Genomic DNA, 24,116 nt, shown 5'->3' on the forward strand with positions numbered 1-24,116 from the left:
ACTCAGGGACGGAGCTCAGTGATCTGAGGGCGCTGATCCAAAGCCATCACCTGAATCGTTCCCCCATCCAAGGGCAGGCGATCAAAGCGAAGGCTGCGCAGATCTGGATTGTCGTAGGTCTGGATGTAATAGACGAGGTTCTGCTGATCAGCGGCAACACTCCACTCGGTGATCTCATAGGTGCTCGTGGCACCGGCGCCCCCAAAGGCGCCCCCGGGCGGTAACTGCACGCTTCCCGGCGGCAAATCAAACTGACCCAGAATTCGGAAGGCCGTCCCCACCTGCTGCTGGCTGCTCAGGTTGGTGGGCGCGAAACGACTCAGTGTCAGGGCCCGGATGAAGCGGGAGGTCGCCAGAAAATCTCCGGGTAGGCCATGCAGACCTGCGCCCGTACTGGCCGGGGGCAAGGCCAAGCCGTTGATGCGCATCTCCGGCGGTGGCATCGCGCTCAAATTGGCGTAGTTCCCTGCTGCCGCCAGGTGATACGGGAAGGGCGGATCGTTGGTATAGGTGCCCGTGGGGTTGTCCATCAGGTTGAGCGCCCCGTCGATGTATTCCACCGAAAGGCTCTGGCCGCTGCGATCGTGCAGGGTCATGTGAATCGGCAGCGGTCCACCGAAAGCCGGGACGCTGGCGCCGTTCACCAAAATCTTGGGCAAGCCGCGCTTGACCTCCGCGATGCTCGCGAAGTTCGTCAGCACATAGGTCAGCAGCTGCGCGCTGTTGATTGAGCGCTGGGTCTGCCCCGGCGGGACCGTTTGAAACTTGGCGTAGCCCGCGAAATACAGCAGTCCGCCGGCGAGGCCCTTTTCATTCATCCCATCGGGGACGACATCCTTGAGTCCCAGGGCATTCAGGCCCACCACGGCGTAGCGGCTGGTCCAGGCCAGACCATTGCCCTGCCCTCCATCGGGGCCATTGCCCCGCAGTGGCGTACCCCGCTGAATCAGCACGGCCTGGCTGTTGAGCGGCTGGCCGAATTCCATCGTGCGCGCATAGACCCGACCGCCATCGGATCCGCGCAGCACAAAGCTGGTGCACGCCCGCAGAGGCGAAGCCGTCAGCCCGCCCAGTCCCGCAGCCGCCAGAGCGGCGACGAGCGAGTGAGCCGGCCGGCGCAGGCGGCGAATCCATCGCTCCATCGATCCAGGGACAGGCACAACCACCACCCTGACCATCCCGGACGGAGACGGCAACATCGACCCCAGTGGTACACCTGAACTATCCTGCAGGGGTGTGTCGGGTGCGTGCGTGTCGGTCCCTGTTGTTCTGATCGGCGGGCTGCGGGACGAGCGCCCGCGGCGGCCGCTTCCCTTGGCCAGCAGCACCGTGGCCGCCGGCTTCCCCAGCCCCGCCGACGACTACATCGATGTCGGCATCGACCTGAACGAGACCCTGATCCGGCACCCCAGCAGCACCTTTTTTCTGCGGGTGAGCGGTGATTCGATGGTCGAGGCCGGGATCCAGCACGGCGACCTGCTGGTGGTGGACCGCAGCCTCGAGGCCCGACCGGGCCATGTCGTGGTGGCCGTGCTCGACGGCGCCTTCACCTTGAAGCGCCTGGCCCGCCACCAAGGGCGGCTGCGGCTCGAAGCCGCCAACAGCGCCTACCCCCCCTTGGAGCTGCACCACTGCGGCGATGTGCAGATCTGGGGTGTCGCCATCCACGCCATTCACAGCCTCGCCACCCATGGCTGACGCCCTCGGGCTGATCGATGCCAACAACTTCTATGCCAGCTGTGAGCAGGCCTTCGATCCCGCGCTCCTGGGGCGCCCCGTCGTGGTGCTCTCCAACAACGACGGCTGCGTGGTCTCCCGCAGCAGCGAGGCCCGGCAACTCGGCATTGGCATGGGCAAGCCCTACTTCCAGATCGCGGAGCAACTGGAACAGCACGGCGTGGTCGTGCGCAGTTCCAACTACGCCCTCTACGGCGACATGAGCCAACGGCTGATGAGCAGCCTGGAGCCCTTCGTCGCCGAGCTGGAGGTGTACTCGATCGATGAGGCCTTCGTTCGTCTGCCGAGGCCCAAAAGCGGTGACCTCCTTCCCTGGGCCAGTGCCCTGCGCAGCCGGATCCGCCACAACCTGGGGCTGCCCATTGCCATCGGCCTGGCCAACAGCAAGGTGCTGGCGAAAGTGGCGAACCACATCGCCAAGGGAGAACGGCAACACGCTGGTGTCTTTGACCTCAGTCCACCCGAGGAGACCACCGCCTGGCTGGAGCAAACCCCGGTGGAGGAGATCTGGGGGGTCGGCCGACGCCTGAGCCGCTGGTGCCGGCTACGGGGTGTCAGCACGGCGCAGCAACTCAGGGACATGCCCAGCGGAGAACTGCGGGCCAAAGCCGGGGTGGTGGGTCTGCGCCTGCAATTGGAACTGCAGGGCATCAGCTGCCTGCCGCTGGAGCAGCAACCAGCGGACAAACAGGAAACCTGCGTCAGCCGCAGCTTCAGCCGGCCCGTCACCACCGAAGAGGAACTGCGCCAGGCCATCGCCAGTTATGTCAGCCGCGGCGCCGAGAAGTTGAGGCGGCAACGGCAACGGGCCGGACGGCTCACGGTCTTCGCACGAACCAGTCCCTTTGCCCCAGGCTTCTACAGCCAGGCCGCCAGCGTCAGCCTGCCCCTCGCCAGCAACGACACCGGGGTTCTACTGCGGGCCGCCAGCCAGATGATCTCCAGCCTCTACCGGCCCTACAAGCGCTTCGCCAAGGCGGGAATTTTGCTGCAGGAGCTGCAGCCCGAGGCGCAGTTGCAACACCACCTGCTGCAACCGCTCAGTGGCGCCGAGCAACAGCGGCGGGAGGCGCTCATGGCCAGCATCGATCGGCTCAATCGCCGCCATGGCCGCGGAACGGTGCAATGGGCCGCCTGCGGCCTGCAGCCGGCTTGGCTGATGCGACGGGAACAGCTCTCCAGGGCCGCCACCACGCGACTCAGCGACCTGCCCACCGTCTGGGCTCGCTAGGCCGTCAAACGGCGCCGTATTTGGCGGTGCTCTGCTTCACACAGAAGGCTTTGGCCTCCTCAATGGAATCGCGCTGCTCGATGCGTTGGGCCACACAGTTGCAGGTGTCTTGAACCATGCCCGGCGGCGGGGATTTGCCAGCGGCCTTGAAGTCCGCATTCATCGCCCTGGCGCACTGGTTCTGAATGATCTGAACGACCATGTTTTGCGCCGAAGCAGGCGCAGCAAAAAGCAGGGTGCTGCCGCTCAAAACGGCCACACCAGCAGCGCGTGTCACGAGCAAACGGGCGTCAGTCAGGGGAAGAGCCGGAACGGTTCAGATTGGTGATAGCAGCGCTGAAGCGGAAATGGCAGAGCTGTAGGGAAAGAACAGGCGGCCCTAGGCCGGTTGGGCGTCCTGGACGATCACGTCCTCAAAACTGGCGCGACGCTGGGAATCGAGGTGATCGATGTGTTTGCGCTCGTTGTAATAGAGGTCCTGAAAGCGCAGGGCATCGCTGTTGAGTTCAGCGAACATGGCCTCAATGCGGGCCTCCATGTCCTGGCTGGCGCCCTGGGGAACAGGATCCGGCTGCTGGCTGTCATCGAGCAGACGGGCGATACAGCGCTCGAGGGTCTCCAGTCGTTGACTGCTCCAGGCATCCAGAAGGTGACGACAGCGTTTGACGCTGCGCTGCCGCTCGAGGGCTGCCGTGGCACCACGCAATTGCAAGGGTGGGTTGCTGAGGGCGAGTCGCTGAACGTCGCTGGGCTCCAGCAGGGGAGTCAGGCGGGCGAGCAATTCCGTTGGCAGTCCTGAGTCGGGATCATCCGCCAAGAGCAGCTGATCGCTCAGTAACCGCGGCAGATCGAGGTCCGCGAGATCGGAACCGGCCTCACTGCCACGGTTGATCGCCTCCAGCCGGCCAACACCGAGGTTGTCTTCCTCGAGGGAGCTGATCACCGCCCAGAGCTGACGGTGATGGGCGATGGCGAAGTCATCGAGCTCGCGGCGGCGCAACTCAGCGCGGATCGGACCGCGATAGGCCGGGCAGTGGAGATAGAGGCGCAGGACCTCGGCCTCGGCCCGCTCCCGCAGGCCCGCCTCACCGGGCTGCTCCCAGCGGCGGGAGCGCCCATGCCAGCGCTGACCTTTGACCTGCTGGCGCAGGTCGTCCTCCAACTGCAGAGCGAGCCGCGCCTGGCCACCACTGAGGCGCTCGGCCACCTGCTGGAGGTAGCGGGAGCGAACGGCGCTGGCGGGCAGCTTGCCCAGCAGCGCCACCAGATCCGTGACCGCCTTTTGGAACTGGTCGGCCTTGCTGAGGTCGCAGCCGTGCAGGACCTGGTCGATCTGCCAATCGAGCCAGAGGGGGGATTGATCCAGCAGGGAGCGGTAGTCCCCTGCGCCGTGCTGCTTGAGGAATTCATCGGGGTCCTTGCCGCTCGGCAGGTGGAGAACCCGCAACTCCAGCTGCCCCTGCAGGGCCAACTGCTCCACCTCGCCAATGGCGCGCTGGGCGGCCCGGACACCAGCGCCATCGGCATCAAAGTTCAGGATCAGCCGTTTGCCGTCGCAGCAGCGACAGAGCTGGGTGATCTGCTGATTGCTCAGGGCTGTCCCGAGGGCCGCAACCGCATTGGTGATGCCCGCGGCATGGAGGGCGATGACATCGAAATAGCCCTCCACCACGACCGCGCGATCGGCCTTGCGGATCGCATTGACAGCCTTATCGAGGCCAAAGAGGTGTTTGCCCTTCTCAAACACCTCCGTCTCCGGAGAGTTCAGGTACTTCGGCTCACCGCCATCGAGGCTGCGGCCACCAAAGCCAATGATTCGGCCCTGGCGATCCGCGATCGGAACCATCACCCGATGGCGGAAGCGGTCATAGAAGCCATCCCCGCCGCGGCGTGGCACCACCAGCCCGGCCGCCTCCAATAGCTCAGGACTGAGTCCCTCCACCTGTTGGAGATGGCTCAGCAGACCATCCCATCGCTCCGGGGCATAGCCCAGACCAAAGGCCTCAAGGGTGGCCTCATCAAGACCACGGCTGGTCTTGAGGTAGTCAAGGGCCGCGGCGCCCTCCGGAGCGCGCAATTGTGAGCGGAACCATCCAGCGGCCAGGGAGAGGGCCTTGTGGAGTTGATCCCGGCGCGAGAGCTGCTGCCGCAGTCGTTCCTGCTGAGGACCCTCCAGGGTCTCCACGGGAAGCTGGTACTTGCGCGCCAACTCCAGGACGACGTCACTGAAGCTCTGACGCTGCAACTCCATCAAAAACTTGATCGAGTTGCCGCCGGCGCCACAGGAGAAGCAGTAGTAGAACTGCTTGGCCGGTGACACCGTCATCGACGGTGATTTGTCGTCGTGGAAGGGGCAAACCCCGACGAATTCCCTGCCCTTCTTTTTGAGCACAACGTGCTCGCCCACCACATCGACGATGTCAGCGCGCTCTTTAACGGCCTCGATCGTGCGGGGATGGAGGCGAGGGACTGACACGCTCCGGGCGCAAGTGACGCTCCAGGATGGCAGGGCTGGCCTGTGGATGCTGTCCAGCACGCTGAGCTTCAGCCTGATGGGGGTCTGCGTCAAAGCGCTGGGCGGCCGGATCCCTGTGGCCGAGGTGGTGATGGCTCGCTCCGCCATCAGCCTGGTGCTGAGTGTCGCGATGCTGCGGCAGGCCGGTCTCGATCCCTGGGGACAGCGCAAAGGGCTGCTGATCCTGCGGGGCGCCATCGGCACGGGAGCTCTGTTCTGCGTCTTCGCAGCCCTGGCCCAACTGCCCCTGGCACCCGCCACGGTCCTTCAGTACCTGCAGCCCACCTTCACGGCACTGCTGGCCTGGCTGCTCTTGAAGGAAAGACTCGGGGCCAAGGTTTGGATCGCCGCGCTGCTGGGCTGGCTCGCGGTCCTGATCCTCAGCAACCCGATGGAGCTCATGGGCCTGCTTGGGCCCCTCGGCAGTCGATTACTGCAGGTTCAGGCCACGCCCTTACCCATGGGGGGCGTGCTGTTGGCCCTGGCGGGAGCGCTGTTGTCGGCTTGTGCCTACGTCAGCGTGCGGGCCCTTGGCCGCACCGAGCATCCCCTGGTGATCGTTTTTTACTTCCCCCTGGTGGGGTTGGTGCTGACGGCGCCACTGGTGCTGCTGCAGCCGGTTTGGCCAAGCACCTGGGAACTCTTGGCCTTAATCGGCGTTGGGGTCTTCACCCAGCTGGGCCAGATCGGCATCACCAAGGGATTACTGGGGATGCCAGCGGCGCGAGCGACGGCCATGAGCTACGGCCAGGTGCCGCTGGCTGCCCTGTGGGGATGGCTGCTCTTCCAGGAACCCCTCGACCCCGACACCACCACGGCCGCAGTGCTCGTGCTGGCCGCAACGCTCCTGAGCCTGAAACCACAGCGGCGCCAAGCCGCCTAGCTCTGCTCACCCTTCAGCGGAAGGGGATAGGTCAACCAATCCTGGGTCGCGCCGTCCTCACTGCCACTGGGCCGGGCCAAGCGCCAGCTCTGGCCCCGCTCACCGCGCTGCAGATACAGGTCAAAGGCGCTGTCGACGCGAATGGGATCCCCGGCCAGCCGCCAATCAAACCGCCCCGTGAGATGGATGCCTTTGCCGCCGCCAATGGGGAGGCTCTCCTGGGATTCCACCCGCACCCGGCTGACCTGGGGTGGGCCAGAAGCATCCAGGGTCAGGGCATCGGCGATGGAGCGCTGGGTGAGATCGATCTGCAGCGCAAGGGCCGAGAGCAGCACCTTCTGGGGGGGCTGACCAGAACCGCCACATCCACCCAGCCCGAGGGCCAACACGGCTGACAACAGCAGGGCCAAAGCCCAGGTCAACAGGCGAGAAAGTGGTGCAAGGCGATCAGCCTGGGCGGTCAGACCGGGCAGCATGGCGGGCAGTAAGCGTCTCCCCATGATCGGCTGGCTGCAAGGGCAACTCGCCGATCGCTGGCACCTGAACAACCGATTCGGGGTCCTACTCGTCTGCTCAGGGGTGGGCTACGAGGTCCAGATGCCCCGTCGCCACTGGGATCAGCTCGGAGGAAACGGCACCGAGGCCGCCCTGCATGTCCACCAGGTCATTCGCGAGGACAGCTGGACGCTCTATGGCTTCTGTGCACGCCATGAGCGCGATCTCTTCCGCGAACTGGTGGCCGTCAGCGGCGTCGGCCCGCAGATGGCCCTGGGGCTGCTTGGGCAACTGAGCTGCGAGGAGCTGGTGCGCGCAATTGTGCAGGCCGATCTTCGCCAGCTCTGCCAGGCGCCGGGGGTGGGGAAGCGCACCGCCGAGCGGCTCTCGGTGGAACTGCGCACCCGGCTCCAGCAGCGCTACGGGGAAAGCCTGCAGTTGAGCCAGTCGGACGACCTGCAGGTCAGCGACAGCGGAGAGGGTCCGGCCGCGGGCGTTCGGGAAGAGGTTCAGCTCACCCTTTCGGCGCTCGGCTACGAAGCCCTGGAGATCAACCGGGCCCTGCGGGCGATCAGCCCACAGGGCCCTGAACTTGGGGAGGACGGCGACGCCTGGCTGCGGGAAAGCCTGCGCTATCTCTCCCGCGACGTGGCCTGAGACCTGGGTGTCCCACGGGGCAGTAAGTTGGTTGTTTGCACCGTCAGGGCCAGACGCCGCGCATGCCGCTCGACACCACCAAGAAGCAGGAACTAATCAACGCTCACCAGACCCATGGCACCGACACCGGTTCCGTGGAAGTTCAGGTGGCGATGCTGAGCGAGCGCATCAGCAAGCTGAGTGGTCACCTGCAGGGCAACATCCATGACTTCTCGTCCCGCCAGGGTCTGCTGAAGATGATCGGCCGCCGCAAGCGCCTCCTCAGCTACCTGCGCAGCAACAGCGAGCAGCGCTATTCCGACCTGATCAAAAAGCTCGGCATCCGCGGCTGAGATGGCAAACGAGGGGAAAAACCGCTCCCGCCCGCAGAAGGGCGGCGGCGGACTCGCGCCAAGCGTTCCCCCGAGCCAATCCAAAGCAGCCCAAGGTCGCTCCAAGCCGACCAACCCACAAGCCATTCCACCGGCCGTCGCCAATCGAATGGCGCGGCGGGTGGGCATCGCCACCGGCATTCCCACGGTGATGGGCATGGCCACCTTCATCGTGAGCTATGTGGTGGTCAGCCGTGGAATTCTGGACATTCCCCCCGCCGCCACCCTGGTGACGTCTGGGGGATTTTTCCTGTTGGGCCTGCTCGGATTGAGCTACGGGGTCTTGTCAGCAAGTTGGGAAACCTCAGCAGGAACCCTGCTGGGATTCGAGCAGATCGGCGTGAACATCAGCCGGCTGCGCAACTCCGTTAAGCGGCCACCAGCTTCGAGCTGAGCCGGGCCCGGAAGGCCTGGGCCTCCAGACTGCTGAGGGCGGCACGACTGTCGCGCACGCAGAACTGGTGGCCCAGGCGCACGTAGCGCACCTGGCTTTGGTCCTTGACCATCGCCACGACAGGGACACGAACACCTCCCTCGTCTTTCTCGGTGCGGTGCTGGTTCAGGCATTCCCGCAGCTTGTGCTGAATGGCGATGTCGCTGGCCTGCGGTCCATCCAGTTCCACCACAAGAAACTGGAGCTCGTCGATGACACGGCAGTCGTCCACGATCAGCTGGACCTGTTCATCGCGCCGGTCGACGGAGGCCCAGACCAGCAGCCGGGCATCGACCATCAGGTGATCCGAAAGGCGGGCGTAGGTCTTGGGGAAGACCACCGCTTCACAACTGCCGCTGAGATCCTCCAGCTGCAGGACCGCCATCCGATCCCCCTTGCGCGTGGTCACCGGGCGTAGGCCTGAGACCATGCCAACGACGCTGACCCGCGCCTTATCGGCCTGCTCCTCGAGGCCACCCAGGCCGACGGGTGAAAGCAACTGGACCGGTCGGGTCAGCTGCTTGAGCGGGTGATCAGAGAGATAGAAACCCACCAGTTCCTTCTCGAGCCTGAGCTTTTCGGTGGGCGGATAGTCCTTGACCGGTGCCGCCTTGGGTGCGGTGCTCAGGTCAGATCCACCCCCCTGGGTCTCCTCTGCATCCCCGCTGGCTGGAGCCGCAAACAGGTCAAAGAGATTGCCCTGGCCACTGGCGCGGTCGCGGGCGCGGGACGAGGCCCAATCAACGATCAAATCCAGATCGGCCATCAGCTGGGCCCGGTTGGCCTCCGGCTCGAGGGCGTCCATGGCACCGCAATGGATTAACGCTTCCAGGGAGCGGCGGTTCAAGGTGGTGCCGGGAATGCGATCACAGAGATCGGCAAGGGACTGGAAGGGACCGTCACTGCTGCGGGCCTCCAGCAGGGCACGAATCGCCCCCTCGCCGAGATTGCGCACGGCCGAGAGGCCAAACAAGATGCGATCGCCGACGGGGGTGAAGTCAATCCCGGAGGCATTCACATCGGGGGGCATGACCTCGATCCCCATTGCATTGCAATTGGAGATGTAGCGCTGCACTTTGTCGGTGCTGCCGGCATTCACCGTGAGCAGCGCCGCCATATAGGCAACGGGGTAGTGGGCCTTGAGGTAGGCGGTCTGATATGTCACCGCGCCATAGGCGGTGGAATGGCTCTTGTTGAAGCAGTACTCCGCGAAGAGCACCATCTGGTCGAAGAGCTCATCGGCGATCTTGGCGTCGACACCGCGCTCACTTGCACCTTTGACAAAGATGTCTCGGTGCTTCTGCATCTCCGAGACTTTCTTCTTACCCATGGCCCGGCGGAGAAGATCCGCCTCTCCAAGGGAATAGCCCGCCAGATCCTGAGCGATCTTCATGATCTGCTCCTGGTAAACCATGATCCCGTAGGTCTCCTGCAGGATCGGCTCCAACTTGGCGTGGGCGAAATCAATCGCCTCGCGGCCGTGCTTGCGGTTGATGAATTTGGGAATCAGCCCCGCGTCGAGCGGGCCCGGTCGGTAGAGGGCCAGGATCGAGGAGATGTCCTCCAGGGAGGAGGGCTTGAGGTCCCGCACGATCTGGCGCATCCCACTGGATTCCAGCTGAAAAATGCCCTCCAGGTCTCCACGCGCCAGCAGGCCAAAGGTGCCTTCGTCATCCAAGGGAAGGGCATCGGGATCGATGCTGACCCCTGAGCTCTGCTGCACCAGATCGACGGTTTTGTCGATCATCGTGAGGTTTTTCAACCCCAGGAAGTCCATCTTCAACAGACCCATGGACTCCACGTCTTCCATGAAGTACTGGGTGATCACCTGACCGTCGTTGTTGCGTTGCAGCGGAACGACTTCATCGAGGGGATCGGCGGCGATCACCACACCCGCAGCGTGGACGCCAAAGGTTTTGTTGGTTCCCTCAATGCGCATCGCCATGTCGACCCAGCGCTTCACTGCGGGATCGCCGAGGTACTTCTCGCGGAACTCAGGGGCGGGTGATTCCTCACCGATCATCTCCTTGAGCTTGGCGGGTTTGCCGCGCACCACCGGAATCAACTTGGCGAGACGATCGGCATCGCCGTAGGGGATATCCAGCACCCGGGCCACATCCTTGAGGACGGCCTTGGAGGTCATCCGGTTGAAGGTGATGATCTGGGCGACCTTGTCTTCGCCATAGCGCTCGGTGACGTAGTCGATCACCTCACCACGTCGCTCGATGCAGAAGTCCGTGTCGATATCAGGCATCGACTTGCGCTCTGGATTCAAGAAGCGCTCGAAGAGCAGACCGTTAGTGACCGGATCAATGTTGGTGATGCCGAGGGCGTAGGCCACCAAGGAGCCGGCGGCGGAACCGCGACCAGGGCCCACCGGGATGCCGTTGTCTCGGGCAAAGCGGATGTAGTCCCAAACCACCAGGAAGTAGGTCGGAAAGCCCATTTGCTCCATCACCTGGAGCTCGAAATCGAGGCGTTCGCCATAGGTGGCCTCGAAACCGCTGCCCTCCGGAAGCCCCAGGCGCGCGCGTAGTCCCTGCTCGGTCACCTCCCGCAGATAACTCACCGGGGTGTGCCCCTCGGGGATTGGGAAGCGGGGCATTTGATAGCGCCCAAGGATGTCGTAGTCCTCGACCTTCTCGGCCACCAGGGCCGTATTGGCAACGGCCTCGGCCACCACCTCGGGCTCCAGGTGGTCCGCGAAGAGTCCGAGCATTTCCTGCTCGCTCTTAATGAACTCCGTCCCCGTGTAGCGAAGACGCTTCTCATCGGTGACCAACTTGCCCGTCAGCACGCACAGCAGGGCGTCGTGGGCCTCGGCGTCATTGCTGGTGAGGTAGTGGGCATCGTTGGTCGCCACCAACGGAATCCCCAATTCCTTGGAGATCTTCGCCATCTCCACATTGACGATCCGATCTTCCGGGGAGCCGTGGTCTTGAATCTCGAGGTAGAAGTCGTCGCCAAAGACCCCCTGGTACCAACGGGCCACATCCCGGGCCACATCGGGGCGGTCCCGCAGGATCGCCTGGGGGATTTCACCGCCCAGACAGGCCGTGGCAATGATCAGGCCCTCGCTATGGCGCTCGAGGGTCGGCTTATCGATGCAAGCTCTGGAGAAAATGCCCCGCCCGCGCATGCCCCGCAGGTGGCTGATGCTGGTGAGCTTGACCAAATTGCGATAGCCCACCGCGTTCTTGGCCAGGACAACCAGGTGGTAGCGGCGCTCCTTCTTCGGTGGGTTGGGGTCATCAATGGAGCCATTGATGACATACATCTCGTTGCCGATGATCGGCTTCACGGAACTGCCGCGGCAGAGCTTCAGCAGCTCAATCGCGCCGTACATCACACCGTGATCGGTCAGGGCGATCGCCGGCATTCCCAGCTCCTCAGCCCGCTTCACCATGGCCGGCAGCTGACTTGCCCCATCCAGAAGGCTGTAGTCGCTGTGGTTATGGAGGGGGACGAAGGCCAAGCGCGAAGAAAGCGGTGGAGCCGAGGCTGAGCCCAGGCTAAGCCGGCAACACCAGATTCAGGGTCTAAGCCACCACTTCTTCAGCCCGGCACGCCACCACTAGGGATCAGGGCACCAAGGACGCCTGGGGACGCTTGTCCATCACGCGCGCGGCCTGCTCGTAGTGATAAGCGACCTGGAGCAGGCGCTCCTCTTGAAGAACACCGGTGATGAGCTGCACGCCAATGGGCAGACCAGCCCCATCAAAACCGCAGGGGAGGCTGATGGCCGGCAGACCGGCCATGTTGGCGGGAATGGTCAACAGGTCAGCCAAGTACATCGCCAGGGGGTCTTCAGCGTGGGCGCCGAAGCCAAAGGCAGTGGTGGGTGAGGTGGGGGTGAGCAACACATCCACCTGACCAAAGGCGGCGTCGAAGTCACGGCGAATCAGGGTGCGGACCTGCTGCGCCTTTTTGTAGTAGGCATCCACGTAGCCGGCCGAGAGGGCATAGGTGCCAATCAGGATCCGGCGCTTGACCTCGTCACCGAAGCCTTCGGCCCGGCTGCGGGAGGTCATCTCCGCCAGGCTCGCGGCATCCTCAGCCCGGTAGCCGTACTTCACGCCGTCGTAGCGGGCCAGGTTGGCGGACGCCTCCGACGGGGCAATCACGTAGTAGGTGGCGATGCCGTCGTTGAAGCGGGGGCAGCTGACATCAACGAGGTCACAGCCCAGGGCCTCGAGTTGGGCCGCAGCGGCCATCACCGAGGCCTTGACCTCAGGGTGCAGGCCCTCGGCTTCAAAACACTCCCGCACGATGCCCACACGCAGCCCCGCCACCGGTTGGGTCAAGGCCGCCCGGTAATCGGGTACGGGAGCCTTCAGACAGGTCGAATCGCGGGGGTCCTCACCGGCGATCACCTGGAGCAACTCGGCGGCATCCGAGACGCTGTTGGCGAAGGGCCCCACCTGATCCAGGGAGCTGGCGAAAGCCACCAAGCCATAGCGGCTGACACGGCCGTAGGTGGGTTTGAGGCCCACCACCCCGCAGAAGGAGGCGGGCTGGCGAATGGAGCCGCCGGTGTCTGATCCCAGGGAACCGACACACTCACCAGCTGCCACGGCGGCGGCACTGCCACCGGAACTGCCCCCGGGAACCTTGTCCGTGTTCCAGGGGTTGCGGCTTGGGCCGAAGACTGAGGTCTCGGTCGAGCTGCCCATGGCGAACTCGTCGAGATTGGTTTTGCCAAGCAGGACTGCGCCGGCACCCCAGAGCCGATCGGTCACCGTGGACTCATAGGGGGGAACGAAGTTCTCCAGCATCCGGCTGGAGCAGGTCGTTCGGATCCCGCGGGTGCAGAGGTTGTCCTTGATCGCCAGGGGAACACCCGCCAACGGCGGGAGCTCAGCACCAGAGGCCCTCAGGGCATCAATGCGGTCGGCATCGGCACGGGCCCGTTCAGCCGTGACCTCGGTGTAGGCCTTAACGCTGGGCTCAACCGCCTCGATGCGGCTGAGGTGATGGTCCGTGAGCTCACGGGCGGACACATCGCCGCTTTTGAGCTGGTCGCGCCACTCGGCGATACCCATCAAACCCAGGTCCAAACCAAGGGTTGACGCTATCAGCCAACCCGTGAGCTAACCCTCGGCCGCAATGGTCAGGGGCTCGGCGCGCCGGGTCTTGATCAGGGAGTGGTTGACCTCAGCAGCTCCTTCGCTGCGGAGGTCAGCCAGAAAAGGAGGCAGCGCAGCCTCAAGGCTGCTGCGCCGGATGTAGGGACCAAACCAGTAGGTCACATCCGGCCGCCTCGTTTCAACGCGGGCCCACCAAGCCAGACCAAACCCATTGGCAATGCTGCGCAGAGGCCGAAGAAGGGGCGTCATCCAGACGGGAGGCGATAACACCATTCTGGCTCCGGAATGGGCAAGCGCAGCATTCAGAGCTTGATGTCGGAGGAGAACGTCGCGGTTGGATCCGTCCCATCGGCCCCATCGGTCTGTTCGACAACCGCAGCTGAATCCCCCTGGAACTCAGCCATCACATCGGCCACCAGCTGATCGGCACGGGCCTCTTCAGCGGGACTGAGAACGATGTCGTCCTCGGGAACGGCGGAGGTCGCTTCTGCACTGCCTTCTTCCGGCAGCTCCAGGGGGGCAGGCGTTGGCAACTGAGGACGCACGATCCGCGGGGCCGGCGCGGCCCCCGAGATCTGCTTCATCCAGCCGCGACGGGCCACCTCATAAAGAACCATCGCGGTGGCGACCGAGGCGTTCAGGCTGGGGGTAGCGCCACGGATCGGGATCCGCACCAGCTGATCGCAGTGCTTGCGGGTCAGCATCGAGAGACCATCCCCTTCTGAGCCAGTCACCACCACCAGGGGACCGTCCAGGTCAGCCTCACTCAGGGCAACACTGCCCTCTCCCGCCAGACCAATCACCCGATAGCCCTCGTTCTTCAGACTGTCGAGGGCGCGGTTCAGGTTGACCACTCGGGCCACGGGCAGGTGCTCCAGGGCTCCAGCAGCCACCTTGGCGACGGAACCGGTCAGACCGGCACTGCGGCGTTGGGGCAACACCAGTCCATGGGCGCCGAGGGCTTCTGCGCTGCGGACGATGGCCCCAAGGTTGTGGGGATCGGTGATGCCGTCGAGGGCCATCAGCAGCGGGGGCTCACCCAGGTCGCGGCAGCCATCGATCAGGGTGCCCAGATCCAGGGTGTCGGCGGCCGCAGCCTGCATGACGATGCCCTGGTGCACCGCCCCATTGGTCAGCTGGCCGAGACGCGACCAGGTGACCTCCTCCACCAGCACGCCGCCGGACTTGGCTTCCCGCAGCAACTGAAGGAAACGGGGCTGAAAACGCATTTCCGGGGTGCACCAGATGCGGTGCACGGGACGGCCGCTCTCCAGGGCCGCCTGGGCCGCATGGCGCCCCCAGATCAAATCATCGGCGGGATAGGCGTTGAACCGTTCGGCCTCACCAACGGGAACCTCGACGGCGATGGGCTTGGCCTGGTCGCGATCACGGGAGAACGGCTTGCGCCCGCCACCCTGCTCGTCGCGACGAGCGCCAAAACGCCCCTTGCCGCCAGGGCGGTAACCGTCCCGGCCGGACTCTTGAGCCTCGTCGCGGAAGCGATCAGAGGAGCGTCCCTTCAAAAACGGGCGGCCCTGGGGTCGCGGGCCGCGGCGCTCGGGCCGACTGGAGGCCTCACCCCGGCTATCGGGGCGGCCCTCCGAACGGGAGAAGCGCTCACGTCTCTCGCCACCTCCACCGCGCTGCTCTCCGTCGGGACGCCATTCACCGCGGGGAGAAAACGGACGGGACGAGCCGCCACGGAAGCCAGATCGGTCGCCAGGACGACCTCCAGGACGGCCACCGGAGCGGTATCCCGGACGTCCACCGCCGGCCTCGTCCCCGCCAAAGCGGTTGCCACCCCGATCCGATCCGAAACGCTCGCCGCCAAAACGGTCGCCGCGACGCTCGCCACCGGATCGATCATCGGCAAACCGTCCGCCGCCGCGGGGTGGCTTCCCTCCGCCTGGGCCCGAGCGCTGGTCCTTACGACGATCAAAACGGGGGCTCATGGTTGTCAGGCAAAGGGGTTATCGGTCGGCGTCCTCGAGTTCTGCCAGCAGCTGTGCAAGGCGGCTGGGGTTCTGCAGAAAGAGCCAGCCCACCATTGTCTCAAATCCCGTGGCCTTGCCATAGACACCAGCCTCTCCCTTGCGGGGCCCACGACCCGCTTTATTGCGTCCACGCCGCACCCACTCCAGTTCGGCCTCCTGGAGCAATCCCTTCTCCTGCAGGCGATCGAGGGCCTCCGCCTGGGCATCTGCGCGGACATCCGCCACAACGGCTCGATGCAAATCGGAACTGCGTCCCGGCTGGCGGCAGCGGCGCATGCGCTGGTGCAACTCCCAGACCGCATCCCCTAGCCAGGCCAGCTGAAGCGGACCCAACTCCCCGGGCCATCCCGGTGCTTGGAGTTGGGTCAGCCAGGCTGCCGAATTAGGCGGCGATGGCTCCGAGGGCGGTGTTGAGGTCTGGCTGGAGATGGAGAAACTCCTCAAGCCTTACCAGTTTCACCGTCTGGACGACCCTGGCATTGCCGACCACTAAGAACTGGATCTTCTGGTCGTTGCAGTGTTTAGCGAACTGCACCAGGGCACCGAGACCCGAGGAATCGATGAAATCGATCTTGCTCAGGTCCAGCACCAGCGGCTGCGGGGTGCTGGTGAGGTGGTCGTTGATAAAGGCGAGAAATTGCTTCTCGGAGTAAGCATCCAACTGCCCGGTGAAGCTGAACAGGAGACATCCGTCCTGCTGTTCAAAACCACCGCGTAGAGAGACGGTCAATCGCTGCAGATCAGTGATGGCTGCTGACCTCTGACGTCACTGGCGATCGCAGTGTAGTGAGGGTTTTCGAAACGGGCACGACCGCAACAAACTGCGATCGATCAGCCCCGTCGCTCGCTCATCAGCGCGGCGAAACGGCCGAAGTGATGGTCGGCATCGTGGGGGCCAGGACTGGCCTCTGGGTGGTACTGCACCCCGAAGATCGGCTTCTGGCGATGGGCAAAGGCCGCCACGGTTCGATCGTTGAGATTCAGATGGGTGACCTCCATCTGATCGGCCGGGAGCGAGTCAGCGTCCAAGGCGAAACCGTGGTTTTGGCTGGTGATTTCCACCACACCGGTGGTCCCGCACGGGTGGTTCAGACCGCGGTGGCCATAGCCAAGCTTGAACGTGCTTCCACCAAGGGCTAGACCCAGGATCTGGTGCCCCAGGCAGATCCCGAACAGGGGCAGTGCCTCCTGCTCAACCAACGACTTCGCCAGGTTGATCCCACTGGTCACAGCCGAGGGGTCGCCAGGGCCGTTGGAGAGGAAAACACCTTCAGGCTGGCGCTCGAGCACCTGCTCCAAGGTGGCGTCGGCCGGCAGCACCGTGACATCGCAGCCATGGGCCACCAACCGTTCGAGGATGGCCCGTTTGATGCCGAAGTCGATCGCCACGACCTTGTACGGGGTCGCGGGATTGTCCTGGAGGCGTTGATCGAAGGCAGCAGGGCAAAGGGATGACCAGGTGTAGGGCTCCCTGGTGGAGACGTCCTTCGCCAGGTTCAAACCAGCCATTGACGGCATCGCCTGGACCCGCTCCAGCAACTGCTGGGGCGTGCTGCCGTCAGTACTGATGGCACCGTTCATGGCACCGCCCTCGCGCAGGTGGCGCACCAGGGAGCGGGTATCAATGCCGGAGATGCCGACCACGCCGTGTTGCTCTAACCAGGCCTCGAGGCTGCCTTCACTGCGCCAGCTGCTCTGGGTGGGAGCCAACTGACGGGCGATCACACCGCGAACATGGGGGACATCGGCCTCTTGATCACTGCCGTTGACCCCGGTATTGCCCAGTTCGGGATAGGTGAAGGTGACCAACTGCCCGGAATAGCTGGGGTCGGTCATGACCTCCTGGTAACCGGTCATACCGGTGTTGAAGACCACTTCACCGAAGGCCGTCGCTCTGGCGCCAAAGGCTTCACCACGCAACACCAGGCCGTCAGCCAACACAAGAAGGGCTGGTTGAGGGGTGGGTGAGCTGCTCATGCCGACATCTTCCCTTAAGGGAGTTCTAAGCCAGGGCCTGACTGAGGCTGCGCAGCCGCGCGTAGGCGGCTCCACTCTCCATGGCGGCCTGCGCCAGAGGCAGGGCTGCCGCAACGGAGTCAGCCAAGCCAGCGGCCCAGATCACCAGGGCCGCGTTCAGGGCCACCACATCCTGTTGCGCCTGGCTCCCCTGGCCCTGGAGCACGGCCTCCAGGATCCGAGCGTTGTCCTCCAGTTCTCCACCGCGGAGGGCCTCCATCGGAGCGAGGCTCAAGCCCAGCGTCTGGGGATCCAAGAGCTGGCGTTCCACCTGTCCGTCCTGGATCAGACGCAACTCACTCGGGCCAGAAAGCGATGCTTCATCGAGCCCGCCATGGCCAAAGACCACGACGGCACGGCGGCAGCCCAAGCGGGCTAAGGCATCGGCCATGGGATCGAGCAACTCCGCTGCTCCGACACCAAGGACCTGATAGTCCGGCCTGAGGGGATTGACCAGGGGACCCAGCAGGTTGAACACCGTTCTCACCCCCAGGGCCCGGCGCAGGGGGGCCAGTCCAACCAAGGCGGGATGCCAGCCCGGAGCAAATAAGAAGGTGACGCCGGCGGCATTGAGTGCCTGAACCACCACGTCGGTTGGAGCTTTGAGGTTCAGTCCAACCGCTTCCAGAACATCGGCAGAGCCGACCTTGCCGCTGGCACTGCGGTTTCCGTGCTTCGCGACCTGGGCCCCACAGGCGGCGGCCACAAAAGCAACGGCCGTCGAGATGTTGAACGTGTTGGCCCCATCCCCACCGGTGCCACAGGTATCCACCAGTTCAAGGTCAGGCCGGGCACAGGGCAGGGGTGCAGCAGCGCGCAGGACCTCAGCCATGGCCGCCAGCTCCTCACCGTTCATCCCCTTGGAGCGAAGGGCCGCGAGGAAGGCGCCCGTTTGAACGGGCTCGAGCTGTTCAGACAGCCAGGCCTCCATCAGATCGCGTGCCTGCGATCCCTGCAACGACTCACCGCGCAGGAGTTGATCGAGAAGGGCCGACCAGGACTGGGGGGCTGTCATCAAAACGCAAGAACGAAATTGGTCTCTAGCAAAAACAAGGCTCAGGGACTGTCCTGATCGGACGTGTCAAAACCAGATCCCACGGCCTGAGGTGCGGCTTCAGCCCCCGGCCGATAGCCGCCAGCCCAGATCGCCCGCGTGCGCTGATGCAGTTGCTCGCGGCTTAAGCCCCACAGACGCAGGGTCTTCTGGAGATCCTCCTGAAGATCCAGGGCCCCGGGAAATCCCTCGTAACGCATCAACAGGCGACCCAGCTCCACCAGATCGGCATCAGCAGGGGCCTCAATGGCCAACAAGCGGTCCACCAGGTCGCGTTCGGTTCCATAAAGAGGATGAGACTGCTGGTTCTCGTCCATCGAGCCGACTGAGGGTGCGCCGGCACAGCATCGCTCAACAACGCTGTTCTGGGGTCGCTGCCTAGGTTGGCGAAACCTTGCCTTGATCCATGGCGGCGATCCGCTTCGGACTGATCCAGCGCTACCTGCGGCCCTATCGGCGCACGGTGCTTCTGGGCGTCGCCGCCCTAGTGGTCGTCAACCTCTTGAGCGTCACGATCCCGCTGATGGTGCGGGGCGTCATCGATGACCTCCAGGACGGCTTCACCTACAGCGACGTGCTGCGGCAGGCGGGAATCATCGTCGTGCTGGCGACCCTCATGGGGGGCGTCCGGCTGGTCTCGCGAATGCTGGTCTTCGGAGTGGGCCGGCAGGTGGAGGCCCAGCTGAAGCAGAAGATCTTCGATCACATGCTCCGTCAGGAGCCCGGTTGGGTGCAGAGCACCGGCAGCGGCGAAGTGATCAGCCGAGCCACCAGTGATGTGGAGAACGTGCGGCGCCTGCTGGGCTTTGCGGTGCTCAGCCTCACGAACACCGCCCTCGCCTACGCCCTGACGCTGCCGGCGATGCTCGCCATCGACCCACTGCTCAGCCTGGCGGCGGTGGGGCTCTACCCCTTGATGTTGACCACCGTTCGACTCTTCGGCGGCCGGATGATGCGGCAACAGCGCCGTCAGCAGGAAGCGCTCGGGGAATTGAGCGACCTGATCCAGGAGGACCTCTCCGGCATCAGCGCCATCAAGATCTATGGCCAAGAACGCACCGAGCGGGAGGCCTTCGAGCGGCGCAACAAGCGTTACCGGGATGACGCTCTCCAGTTAGCCCGCACCCGCAGCACGCTCTTCCCTCTCCTGGAGGGCATCTCGTCGGTCAGTTTGCTGTTGCTGCTCGCCCTCGGCAGCGGGCAACTGGAGAGCGGTCGCCTCTCCATCGGGGATTTGGTGGCCTTGATCCTTTATGTCGAGCGACTGGTCTTCCCGACGGCCCTTCTGGGATTCACGCTGAATACCTTCCAGACCGGCCAGGTGAGCCTGGAGCGCGTCGAAGAGCTGCTGCGCCGGACGCCGCGCATCCAATCCCCTGAGGCACCAAAGCCAGTTCCCCAACGGACGGGCAGCCAAGCCGCTGGGATCGAAGCCCGAGGCCTCACCCTGCGTTACCCCGACGCGGAGCGCAACACCCTTGAGGACGTCAGCTTCCGCCTTGCCCCAGGGGAGCTCGTGGCCGTTGTCGGACCCGTGGGATGCGGCAAAACCACCTTGGCCAGGGCCCTGGGCCGGATGGTGGACGTGCCTGAAGGGCAGTTGTACCTCGATGGGACTGACATCACAGCCCTCGACCTCGAGCAGCTCCGCCAACAGGTCGCCCTGGTCCCCCAGGAGGGCTACCTCTTCACTGCGAGCCTCGCCGACAACCTCCGCTATGGAGAACCAGACGCGGATCAAGCGCGGATCGAGCAGGCAGCGGAGCAGGCGCGACTGGCCGCTGATGTGCGGGGCTTCCCCGATCGCTACGAAACCCTCGTAGGGGAGCGCGGCATCACCCTGAGTGGCGGACAGCGCCAACGCACAGCCCTGGGTCGTGCCCTGCTGGTTCAAGCCCCGCTCTTGGTGCTCGATGACGCCCTGGCCAGCGTGGACAACAACACGGCCGCCGACATCCTGAGCTCGATTCGCGCCCAGCGGGACCGAACGATCTTGATGATCAGCCACCAACTCTCAGCGGCAGCGGCCTGTGATCGAATCCTTGTCCTGGACGAGGGGCGCCTGGTGCAGCAGGGACACCACAACGCGCTCCTCGAGGAAGCCGGCACCTACCGCAGGCTCTGGGAGCGGGAACAGGCGGAGGAACAACTCACGCGCGTGGCTTGAAGGACAGCATCGTTCTTGCAACATCCCAGGACAAGCCCGCTTGAGCTCGCTTAGCTGGAGGGACGCCTCCGCTGAGCGCCCCCATGCTCACCAGCTCTGCCTACCGCCTGCGCTGCACCCTGACCTTTGGCGATATCTACGGCCAGATCCTGATTTGGATGCTGGTCATCTTTGTCAGCCTGGCGGCCGGACTCGCGCTGATGGGCGCTAGCAAACCGATCGTGGCCCTGGTGGGCGTTGGGCTGATCCTGGTGCTGTCCCTGCCGTTTTTGCTCTTCACCTTCACCACAACCCTGCTGAATCACATCGCCCTGGAATCGACTTCGAGCGAGGGTTGAACTTCCTAGGCTCTGGCCAGCAAAGGCTGTTGTGGTGTTCGGACTGTTTCAGGGCATGGGTGGATCAAAGACAAACCTGATTGCACCAGAAGCGGCCCTACCAGGACGCCCCGATCCGATCGCGACGGCGGATCGCCACGTGGTCCTGGGTACAGCGCTGAAGGCTCCGTTGAGCACCAGTCAGCAGGAAGCCCTGTTTGGCTGCGGCTGTTTCTGGGGCGCGGAGAAGGGGTTCTGGCGCTTGCCCGGGGTGATCACGACCGCGGTGGGCTACGCCGGTGGCTACACCCCGAACCCGACCTATGAGGAGGTCTGCTCCGGCCGAACCGGTCACACCGAAGTCGTACGTGTGGTTTGGGATGTCAACGCCATTGATTTCAGTGATCTCCTGAAGCTCTTCTGGGAATGCCACAACCCAACCCAGGGGATGGCCCAGGGCAACGACACCGGTACCCAGTACCGCTCATCGATCTACGTCAACGAGCCCAAGCTCCTGGCGGTCGCCAAGGCCTCATCTGATCGCTACCAGCAGCTGCTGAATGGCTCCGGCAAAGGAGCCATCACCACGGAAATTGCCCTGGGCAAACCCTTTTTCTTCGCCGAGGGCTATCACCAGCAGTACCTGGCCCGTCCAGGCAGCCGCCCCTACTGCTCCGCACAACCCCAGGGGGTCTTGCTCGATGAGCAGTGGGAGGGCTGTCACTACAAACTCCCCGCGGCGGTCTGGCAGAACTACGACTGGAGCATCAGCCACTGCGTTCTGCGGGGAGACAACAGCCCAATTCGCCTTTGATGTTCGGACTTGCCTTGCTGATGGCTCAGGCCATGCAGTCCCCCTGGTGGGAGGACTACGCGATCAAGGATCGCTACCTCTGCCATGACAAGGGAATGCTGGTGATCGAGCGCAATCAATCCCAGGCCTCCCTCATCAGCGGTGGATACCGCAGAACCTTTTTTCGGCTGCAAAGCAACGAACCTGGCGTTCGCTACAGCAGTGATGGCATGGAGATGATCCTGCGTGGCGATGAGCTCACGCTGGAGCAACTGCCGATGCGGATGCAGTGCCTACGGGTGGATCAGGTCTGATGAACCCCTTACCGGATCGAACCGTGATCATCGGCATCCTGGCCACCTTGGGGCTGGTCTTTGCACTGGTGTTTTGGTATGTCCGCCTGGCGCCCAGCACCGAGCCACCGATGCTCTGGAAAGAGCAGCCCGCCCTGGAGCGCCCCAAACCGCTTCAGGCGCGCCCGGCTGACCTGATCTAGGCAGACAGCTCTGGCTCTGCCCCCCTTGGGGGAACGCCTGGCTTGCGGAACAATGGCGCCGGCGCTGACGCGGAGCCAAGACCCATTACCGAATCGGCTGAGAACAACGCCCCTCGGCAATTGCACCCCCTTCCCCGCGGATTGGTGGAGCTCTACGGGCTGCTGGCCGTTCTGTTTGTGCTGGTGCCTGAGTGGATGGCCGACGGTGCCCTCTCAAGCCTGAAGCCGGGCGGCGTGGGCAGTGCTCTGCCGCCGACCGCCACCGCCTGGCAGAAGGTGCCTGAATTGCGCCTGGCCTCGATGAATCTGCGGGAATTAAGGGAGCTCGCTCGCGCCCTGCGCCTCTGGGGCTACGCGGGCCTGAACCGCGATCAACTGACCCGGCGAATGCTTCGAAAAATCCGCTCGAAACGCGGCAAAGCGCTGTGATAGCTTCTTTCTCGCCGGGGCGTAGCGCAGCTTGGTAGCGCACCACTTTGGGGTAGTGGGGGTCGTGGGTTCAAATCCCGCCGCTCCGATTTGATCACCGGCAACTTCCGCCAAAACCACCTCCCCCAGAGGTGGTTTTTTTGTGTTTGGTCCAAAAAGCTGAGGCTTTACTCCCTCGAATCGGGCTCCAGTCGCGTGTGAACGTGATACCCCTGCAGCCAACGGTTCACCCTGGGACGCAATCCCGGCGGCACCTCCTCCAGCAGCTGCGACAACTCCAGCGCAGCCAAACGATGGAGTTCGCGCACATCCACATGCCAGAGGGCTTCTGCTTCGCGAATTAAGCGGGCCCAGGTGCGGCTGCGCTGCCAGCGCTGAACCTTGCTCAGGGCGCAGGGCCTAGAGGGATGACCGCGAGCATGCACAGACATGGAACTGACCAGAGCTCACCCACCACGATGGAGAGAAGGCTCAGCTGCTCCTTGAAATGAGTGGATCCGCTTCCTCTTGTTGAAGCAAATCAGGCGCTGCGCAATTCCGCAGCCTCATCGACCGGAACGACAGGGAAGGGCAATAGGGCCACCTCGCGGTCAGACAGGCGCCGGCTCCAGGCTCCGCTCACCGGTTGATTCCAGCGGAAGCCCGCCTCGCGGGCCTTATGGCGTTCTTCATAGGAGAGACGAGCGCGGTAGAGGCGGCGCGGCTCCATCGCCTGGAGAAGGAGGTCCTCCAAGTCCTCGCAACGCTCAAAGACCTGCGCCAGGTAGATGCAATCGGTGAGGGCCCGATGGGCCGCCCAAACCGGCACGCCATAGGCCAAGGCCAGATCACGTACCGAGGGCGTGGACCGCAGCTGACGCTCCTGGGGCCAGCGAATGTCCTCCATGGAGCAAAGCCAGGGCTTGCTGAGTGCCGGCAGGGAGCCCAGACCAAACCACTGCTGATCGAAGGCGGCGTTATGGGCCAGGAGGACGTCAGCGGCTTCAACCATGGCCTCGAAGCAGGCCAGACCCGCCTGCCATGGCTGAGGGCGTTGCGTCAGGGCCGGGGCGATGCCATTCACCGCTTCAGCGGCATTGCTGGTGCAAGGCATCAAAAACGAAACCTGGCTCAACACCGAGCGATCCGGCACCGAAAAAAGAACCGCACCGACCTCAATGCAGCGATGCTCCGCCGGGGAGAGGCCGGTGGTCTCCGTGTCGAGGATCAACAGCAGCTCGGGGCCACTGGGACCAGAGAGACGCGCGGCAGGCGATGGCTCAGGTGCCTCAGCCCGGTCGGCAACAACAGCCGTCTCCGCAGCAGGCTCCGGCTCATGCTCAGGCACGACTGGCGCCGCGGCGGATCCACTGACCAGGCTGAGCAGATCCACCTGCTCCCAGCCAGCACGGGGCTGTTGTTCGTCCATCTCCGCGTCGCCCCTGGTCATCCCCACCTCTGC

Annotated in this window: 27 protein-coding genes and 1 tRNA gene; 13 read left to right on the forward strand and 15 right to left on the reverse strand. The window is 64.2% G+C overall.

The features are described 5' to 3' along the window. Positions 1–2: 2 nt before the first annotated feature. Positions 3–1,142, reverse strand: coding sequence for a choloylglycine hydrolase family protein (locus QZ189_RS00270; RefSeq protein ID WP_296420491.1), 1,140 nt, complete (start codon positions 1,140–1,142; stop codon positions 3–5). A 109-nt stretch (positions 1,143–1,251) separates the two neighbouring features. Between QZ189_RS00270 and umuD the strand changes: the two genes are divergently transcribed. Then, entirely contained in the window at positions 1,252–1,698 is a 447-nt protein-coding gene (gene umuD, locus QZ189_RS00275) for a translesion error-prone DNA polymerase V autoproteolytic subunit (protein WP_296415849.1), read from the forward strand. Further along, positions 1,691–2,968, forward strand: a complete 1,278-nt coding sequence (locus tag QZ189_RS00280) for a Y-family DNA polymerase (RefSeq protein WP_296417670.1) — start codon at positions 1,691–1,693, stop codon at positions 2,966–2,968. The genes umuD and QZ189_RS00280 overlap by 8 nt, the downstream gene beginning before the upstream one ends. Before the next feature lie 4 nt (positions 2,969–2,972). On the opposite strand, the gene QZ189_RS00285 is transcribed toward QZ189_RS00280, so the two are convergent. Together QZ189_RS00285 and dnaG are read right to left on the reverse strand one after the other, a co-directional pair. Next, positions 2,973–3,245 (reverse strand): hypothetical protein, encoded by a 273-nt coding sequence (locus QZ189_RS00285; protein ID WP_296415851.1) that lies wholly within the window; start codon positions 3,243–3,245, stop codon positions 2,973–2,975. A 102-nt stretch (positions 3,246–3,347) separates the two neighbouring features. Further along, positions 3,348–5,444 (reverse strand): DNA primase, encoded by a 2,097-nt coding sequence (gene dnaG / locus QZ189_RS00290; protein WP_296417667.1) that lies wholly within the window; start codon positions 5,442–5,444, stop codon positions 3,348–3,350. Between the two features lie 46 nt (positions 5,445–5,490). Between dnaG and QZ189_RS00295 the strand changes: the two genes are divergently transcribed. Continuing rightward, the gene (locus QZ189_RS00295; protein WP_296420494.1) at positions 5,491–6,366 is read left to right on the forward strand and encodes an EamA family transporter; all 876 of its coding nucleotides are present in this window, start codon (positions 5,491–5,493) and stop codon (positions 6,364–6,366) included. Here the strand turns inward: QZ189_RS00295 and QZ189_RS00300 are convergent. Beyond that, a complete protein-coding gene (locus QZ189_RS00300) occupies positions 6,363–6,842 on the reverse strand; it encodes a hypothetical protein (protein ID WP_296415852.1) in 480 nt (159 codons plus the stop codon). The genes QZ189_RS00295 and QZ189_RS00300 overlap by 4 nt on opposite strands. A gap of 22 nt (positions 6,843–6,864) precedes the next feature. On the opposite strand from QZ189_RS00300, the gene ruvA reads away from it, so the two are divergent. From ruvA to QZ189_RS00315, 3 genes are all read left to right on the forward strand, one after another. Further along, on the forward strand, positions 6,865–7,518 hold the full coding sequence (ruvA, locus tag QZ189_RS00305; RefSeq protein WP_029626278.1) for a Holliday junction branch migration protein RuvA: 654 nt from the start codon (positions 6,865–6,867) through the stop codon (positions 7,516–7,518). A 62-nt stretch (positions 7,519–7,580) separates the two neighbouring features. Then, positions 7,581–7,850, forward strand: a complete 270-nt coding sequence (gene rpsO, locus QZ189_RS00310) for a 30S ribosomal protein S15 (RefSeq protein ID WP_010316819.1) — start codon at positions 7,581–7,583, stop codon at positions 7,848–7,850. Position 7,851: 1 nt separating this feature from the next. After that, entirely contained in the window at positions 7,852–8,283 is a 432-nt protein-coding gene (locus tag QZ189_RS00315; protein ID WP_247478217.1) for a PAM68 family protein, read from the forward strand. Here QZ189_RS00315 and QZ189_RS00320 read toward each other — a convergent pair. From QZ189_RS00320 to QZ189_RS00360, 9 genes are all read right to left on the reverse strand, one after another. Beyond that, complete coding sequence (locus tag QZ189_RS00320; RefSeq protein WP_296415854.1) at positions 8,258–11,797, reverse strand: DNA polymerase III subunit alpha; 3,540 nt, start codon at positions 11,795–11,797, stop codon at positions 8,258–8,260. The two genes, QZ189_RS00315 and QZ189_RS00320, sit on opposite strands and share 26 nt — an antisense overlap. Before the next feature lie 106 nt (positions 11,798–11,903). Then, the gene (gene gatA, locus QZ189_RS00325) at positions 11,904–13,364 is read right to left on the reverse strand and encodes an Asp-tRNA(Asn)/Glu-tRNA(Gln) amidotransferase subunit GatA (RefSeq protein ID WP_010316816.1); all 1,461 of its coding nucleotides are present in this window, start codon (positions 13,362–13,364) and stop codon (positions 11,904–11,906) included. Between the two features lie 48 nt (positions 13,365–13,412). Next, positions 13,413–13,658: a DUF1816 domain-containing protein gene (locus QZ189_RS00330; RefSeq protein ID WP_247478213.1), complete on the reverse strand. Its 246-nt coding sequence runs from the start codon at positions 13,656–13,658 to the stop codon at positions 13,413–13,415. A 53-nt stretch (positions 13,659–13,711) separates the two neighbouring features. Further along, positions 13,712–15,361: a 23S rRNA (guanosine(2251)-2'-O)-methyltransferase RlmB gene (gene rlmB, locus QZ189_RS00335; protein WP_296420496.1), complete on the reverse strand. Its 1,650-nt coding sequence runs from the start codon at positions 15,359–15,361 to the stop codon at positions 13,712–13,714. Positions 15,362–15,379: 18 nt separating this feature from the next. Then, the gene (locus QZ189_RS00340; protein ID WP_156797920.1) at positions 15,380–15,679 is read right to left on the reverse strand and encodes a ribonuclease III domain-containing protein; all 300 of its coding nucleotides are present in this window, start codon (positions 15,677–15,679) and stop codon (positions 15,380–15,382) included. A 106-nt stretch (positions 15,680–15,785) separates the two neighbouring features. Next, positions 15,786–16,133 carry an STAS domain-containing protein gene (locus QZ189_RS00345; protein WP_010316811.1) on the reverse strand — a complete coding sequence of 116 codons (348 nt, stop codon included), beginning with the start codon at positions 16,131–16,133 and terminating at the stop codon, positions 15,786–15,788. A gap of 101 nt (positions 16,134–16,234) precedes the next feature. Next, the gene (gene carA, locus QZ189_RS00350) at positions 16,235–17,380 is read right to left on the reverse strand and encodes a glutamine-hydrolyzing carbamoyl-phosphate synthase small subunit (RefSeq protein ID WP_296415858.1); all 1,146 of its coding nucleotides are present in this window, start codon (positions 17,378–17,380) and stop codon (positions 16,235–16,237) included. Between the two features lie 25 nt (positions 17,381–17,405). After that, positions 17,406–18,434, reverse strand: coding sequence for an anthranilate phosphoribosyltransferase (gene trpD, locus QZ189_RS00355; RefSeq protein ID WP_296415859.1), 1,029 nt, complete (start codon positions 18,432–18,434; stop codon positions 17,406–17,408). A gap of 41 nt (positions 18,435–18,475) precedes the next feature. Then, positions 18,476–18,790 (reverse strand): DUF3288 family protein, encoded by a 315-nt coding sequence (locus QZ189_RS00360; protein WP_296420498.1) that lies wholly within the window; start codon positions 18,788–18,790, stop codon positions 18,476–18,478. A gap of 89 nt (positions 18,791–18,879) precedes the next feature. Here QZ189_RS00360 and QZ189_RS00365 point away from each other — a divergent pair, with 89 nt between their 5' ends. The 7 genes from QZ189_RS00365 to QZ189_RS00395 all read left to right on the forward strand — a co-directional run bounded on the left by QZ189_RS00365 (position 18,880) and on the right by QZ189_RS00395 (position 22,764). After that, positions 18,880–20,640, forward strand: a complete 1,761-nt coding sequence (locus tag QZ189_RS00365; RefSeq protein WP_296415860.1) for an ABC transporter ATP-binding protein — start codon at positions 18,880–18,882, stop codon at positions 20,638–20,640. 83 nt (positions 20,641–20,723) lie between these two features. Next, positions 20,724–20,978: a hypothetical protein gene (locus QZ189_RS00370; RefSeq protein ID WP_010316804.1), complete on the forward strand. Its 255-nt coding sequence runs from the start codon at positions 20,724–20,726 to the stop codon at positions 20,976–20,978. Between the two features lie 34 nt (positions 20,979–21,012). Next, a complete protein-coding gene (msrA, locus tag QZ189_RS00375; RefSeq protein WP_296415862.1) occupies positions 21,013–21,771 on the forward strand; it encodes a peptide-methionine (S)-S-oxide reductase MsrA in 759 nt (252 codons plus the stop codon). Further along, positions 21,771–22,064, forward strand: coding sequence for a hypothetical protein (locus tag QZ189_RS00380; RefSeq protein WP_010316802.1), 294 nt, complete (start codon positions 21,771–21,773; stop codon positions 22,062–22,064). Before msrA ends, QZ189_RS00380 begins: the two co-directional genes overlap by 1 nt. Beyond that, complete coding sequence (locus tag QZ189_RS00385; RefSeq protein ID WP_010316801.1) at positions 22,064–22,246, forward strand: hypothetical protein; 183 nt, start codon at positions 22,064–22,066, stop codon at positions 22,244–22,246. Before QZ189_RS00380 ends, QZ189_RS00385 begins: the two co-directional genes overlap by 1 nt. A 42-nt stretch (positions 22,247–22,288) precedes the next feature. Next, the gene (locus tag QZ189_RS00390; RefSeq protein WP_363155066.1) at positions 22,289–22,675 is read left to right on the forward strand and encodes a hypothetical protein; all 387 of its coding nucleotides are present in this window, start codon (positions 22,289–22,291) and stop codon (positions 22,673–22,675) included. A 15-nt stretch (positions 22,676–22,690) separates the two neighbouring features. Further along, positions 22,691–22,764, forward strand: a tRNA-Pro gene (locus QZ189_RS00395). A 78-nt stretch (positions 22,765–22,842) separates the two neighbouring features. Here QZ189_RS00395 and QZ189_RS00400 read toward each other — a convergent pair. Both QZ189_RS00400 and QZ189_RS00405 read right to left on the reverse strand, forming a co-directional pair. Beyond that, positions 22,843–23,106, reverse strand: coding sequence for a hypothetical protein (locus QZ189_RS00400; RefSeq protein WP_010316799.1), 264 nt, complete (start codon positions 23,104–23,106; stop codon positions 22,843–22,845). Positions 23,107–23,195: 89 nt separating this feature from the next. Further along, positions 23,196–24,104 (reverse strand): 3'-5' exonuclease, encoded by a 909-nt coding sequence (locus QZ189_RS00405; protein ID WP_296420500.1) that lies wholly within the window; start codon positions 24,102–24,104, stop codon positions 23,196–23,198. Positions 24,105–24,116: the final 12 nt, after the last annotated feature.

The organism is Vulcanococcus sp. CPBay_Sum15L08_68 (assembly GCF_017855895.1).
In the GTDB taxonomy this organism is placed as follows: Bacteria; Cyanobacteriota; Cyanobacteriia; order PCC-6307; family Cyanobiaceae; genus Vulcanococcus.

Coding starts and splice junctions, on each gene's coding strand:
- QZ189_RS00270 (WP_296420491.1), bottom strand. CDS start 1,142: ATGGAGCGATGGATTCGCCGCCTGCGCCGGCCGGCTCACTCGCTCGTC.
- QZ189_RS00280 (WP_296417670.1), top strand. CDS start 1,691: ATGGCTGACGCCCTCGGGCTGATCGATGCCAACAACTTCTATGCCAGC.
- QZ189_RS00295 (WP_296420494.1), top strand. CDS start 5,491: ATGCTGTCCAGCACGCTGAGCTTCAGCCTGATGGGGGTCTGCGTCAAA.
- QZ189_RS00300 (WP_296415852.1), bottom strand. CDS start 6,842: ATGCTGCCCGGTCTGACCGCCCAGGCTGATCGCCTTGCACCACTTTCT.
- ruvA (WP_029626278.1), top strand. CDS start 6,865: ATGATCGGCTGGCTGCAAGGGCAACTCGCCGATCGCTGGCACCTGAAC.
- rpsO (WP_010316819.1), top strand. CDS start 7,581: ATGCCGCTCGACACCACCAAGAAGCAGGAACTAATCAACGCTCACCAG.
- QZ189_RS00315 (WP_247478217.1), top strand. CDS start 7,852: ATGGCAAACGAGGGGAAAAACCGCTCCCGCCCGCAGAAGGGCGGCGGC.
- gatA (WP_010316816.1), bottom strand. CDS start 13,364: ATGGGTATCGCCGAGTGGCGCGACCAGCTCAAAAGCGGCGATGTGTCC.
- QZ189_RS00330 (WP_247478213.1), bottom strand. CDS start 13,658: ATGACGCCCCTTCTTCGGCCTCTGCGCAGCATTGCCAATGGGTTTGGT.
- rlmB (WP_296420496.1), bottom strand. CDS start 15,361: ATGAGCCCCCGTTTTGATCGTCGTAAGGACCAGCGCTCGGGCCCAGGC.
- QZ189_RS00340 (WP_156797920.1), bottom strand. CDS start 15,679: ATGCGCCGCTGCCGCCAGCCGGGACGCAGTTCCGATTTGCATCGAGCC.
- carA (WP_296415858.1), bottom strand. CDS start 17,380: ATGAGCAGCTCACCCACCCCTCAACCAGCCCTTCTTGTGTTGGCTGAC.
- trpD (WP_296415859.1), bottom strand. CDS start 18,434: ATGACAGCCCCCCAGTCCTGGTCGGCCCTTCTCGATCAACTCCTGCGC.
- QZ189_RS00360 (WP_296420498.1), bottom strand. CDS start 18,790: ATGGACGAGAACCAGCAGTCTCATCCTCTTTATGGAACCGAACGCGAC.
- QZ189_RS00365 (WP_296415860.1), top strand. CDS start 18,880: ATGGCGGCGATCCGCTTCGGACTGATCCAGCGCTACCTGCGGCCCTAT.
- QZ189_RS00370 (WP_010316804.1), top strand. CDS start 20,724: ATGCTCACCAGCTCTGCCTACCGCCTGCGCTGCACCCTGACCTTTGGC.
- QZ189_RS00380 (WP_010316802.1), top strand. CDS start 21,771: ATGTTCGGACTTGCCTTGCTGATGGCTCAGGCCATGCAGTCCCCCTGG.
- QZ189_RS00385 (WP_010316801.1), top strand. CDS start 22,064: ATGAACCCCTTACCGGATCGAACCGTGATCATCGGCATCCTGGCCACC.
- QZ189_RS00400 (WP_010316799.1), bottom strand. CDS start 23,106: ATGTCTGTGCATGCTCGCGGTCATCCCTCTAGGCCCTGCGCCCTGAGC.
- QZ189_RS00405 (WP_296420500.1), bottom strand. CDS start 24,104: ATGACCAGGGGCGACGCGGAGATGGACGAACAACAGCCCCGTGCTGGC.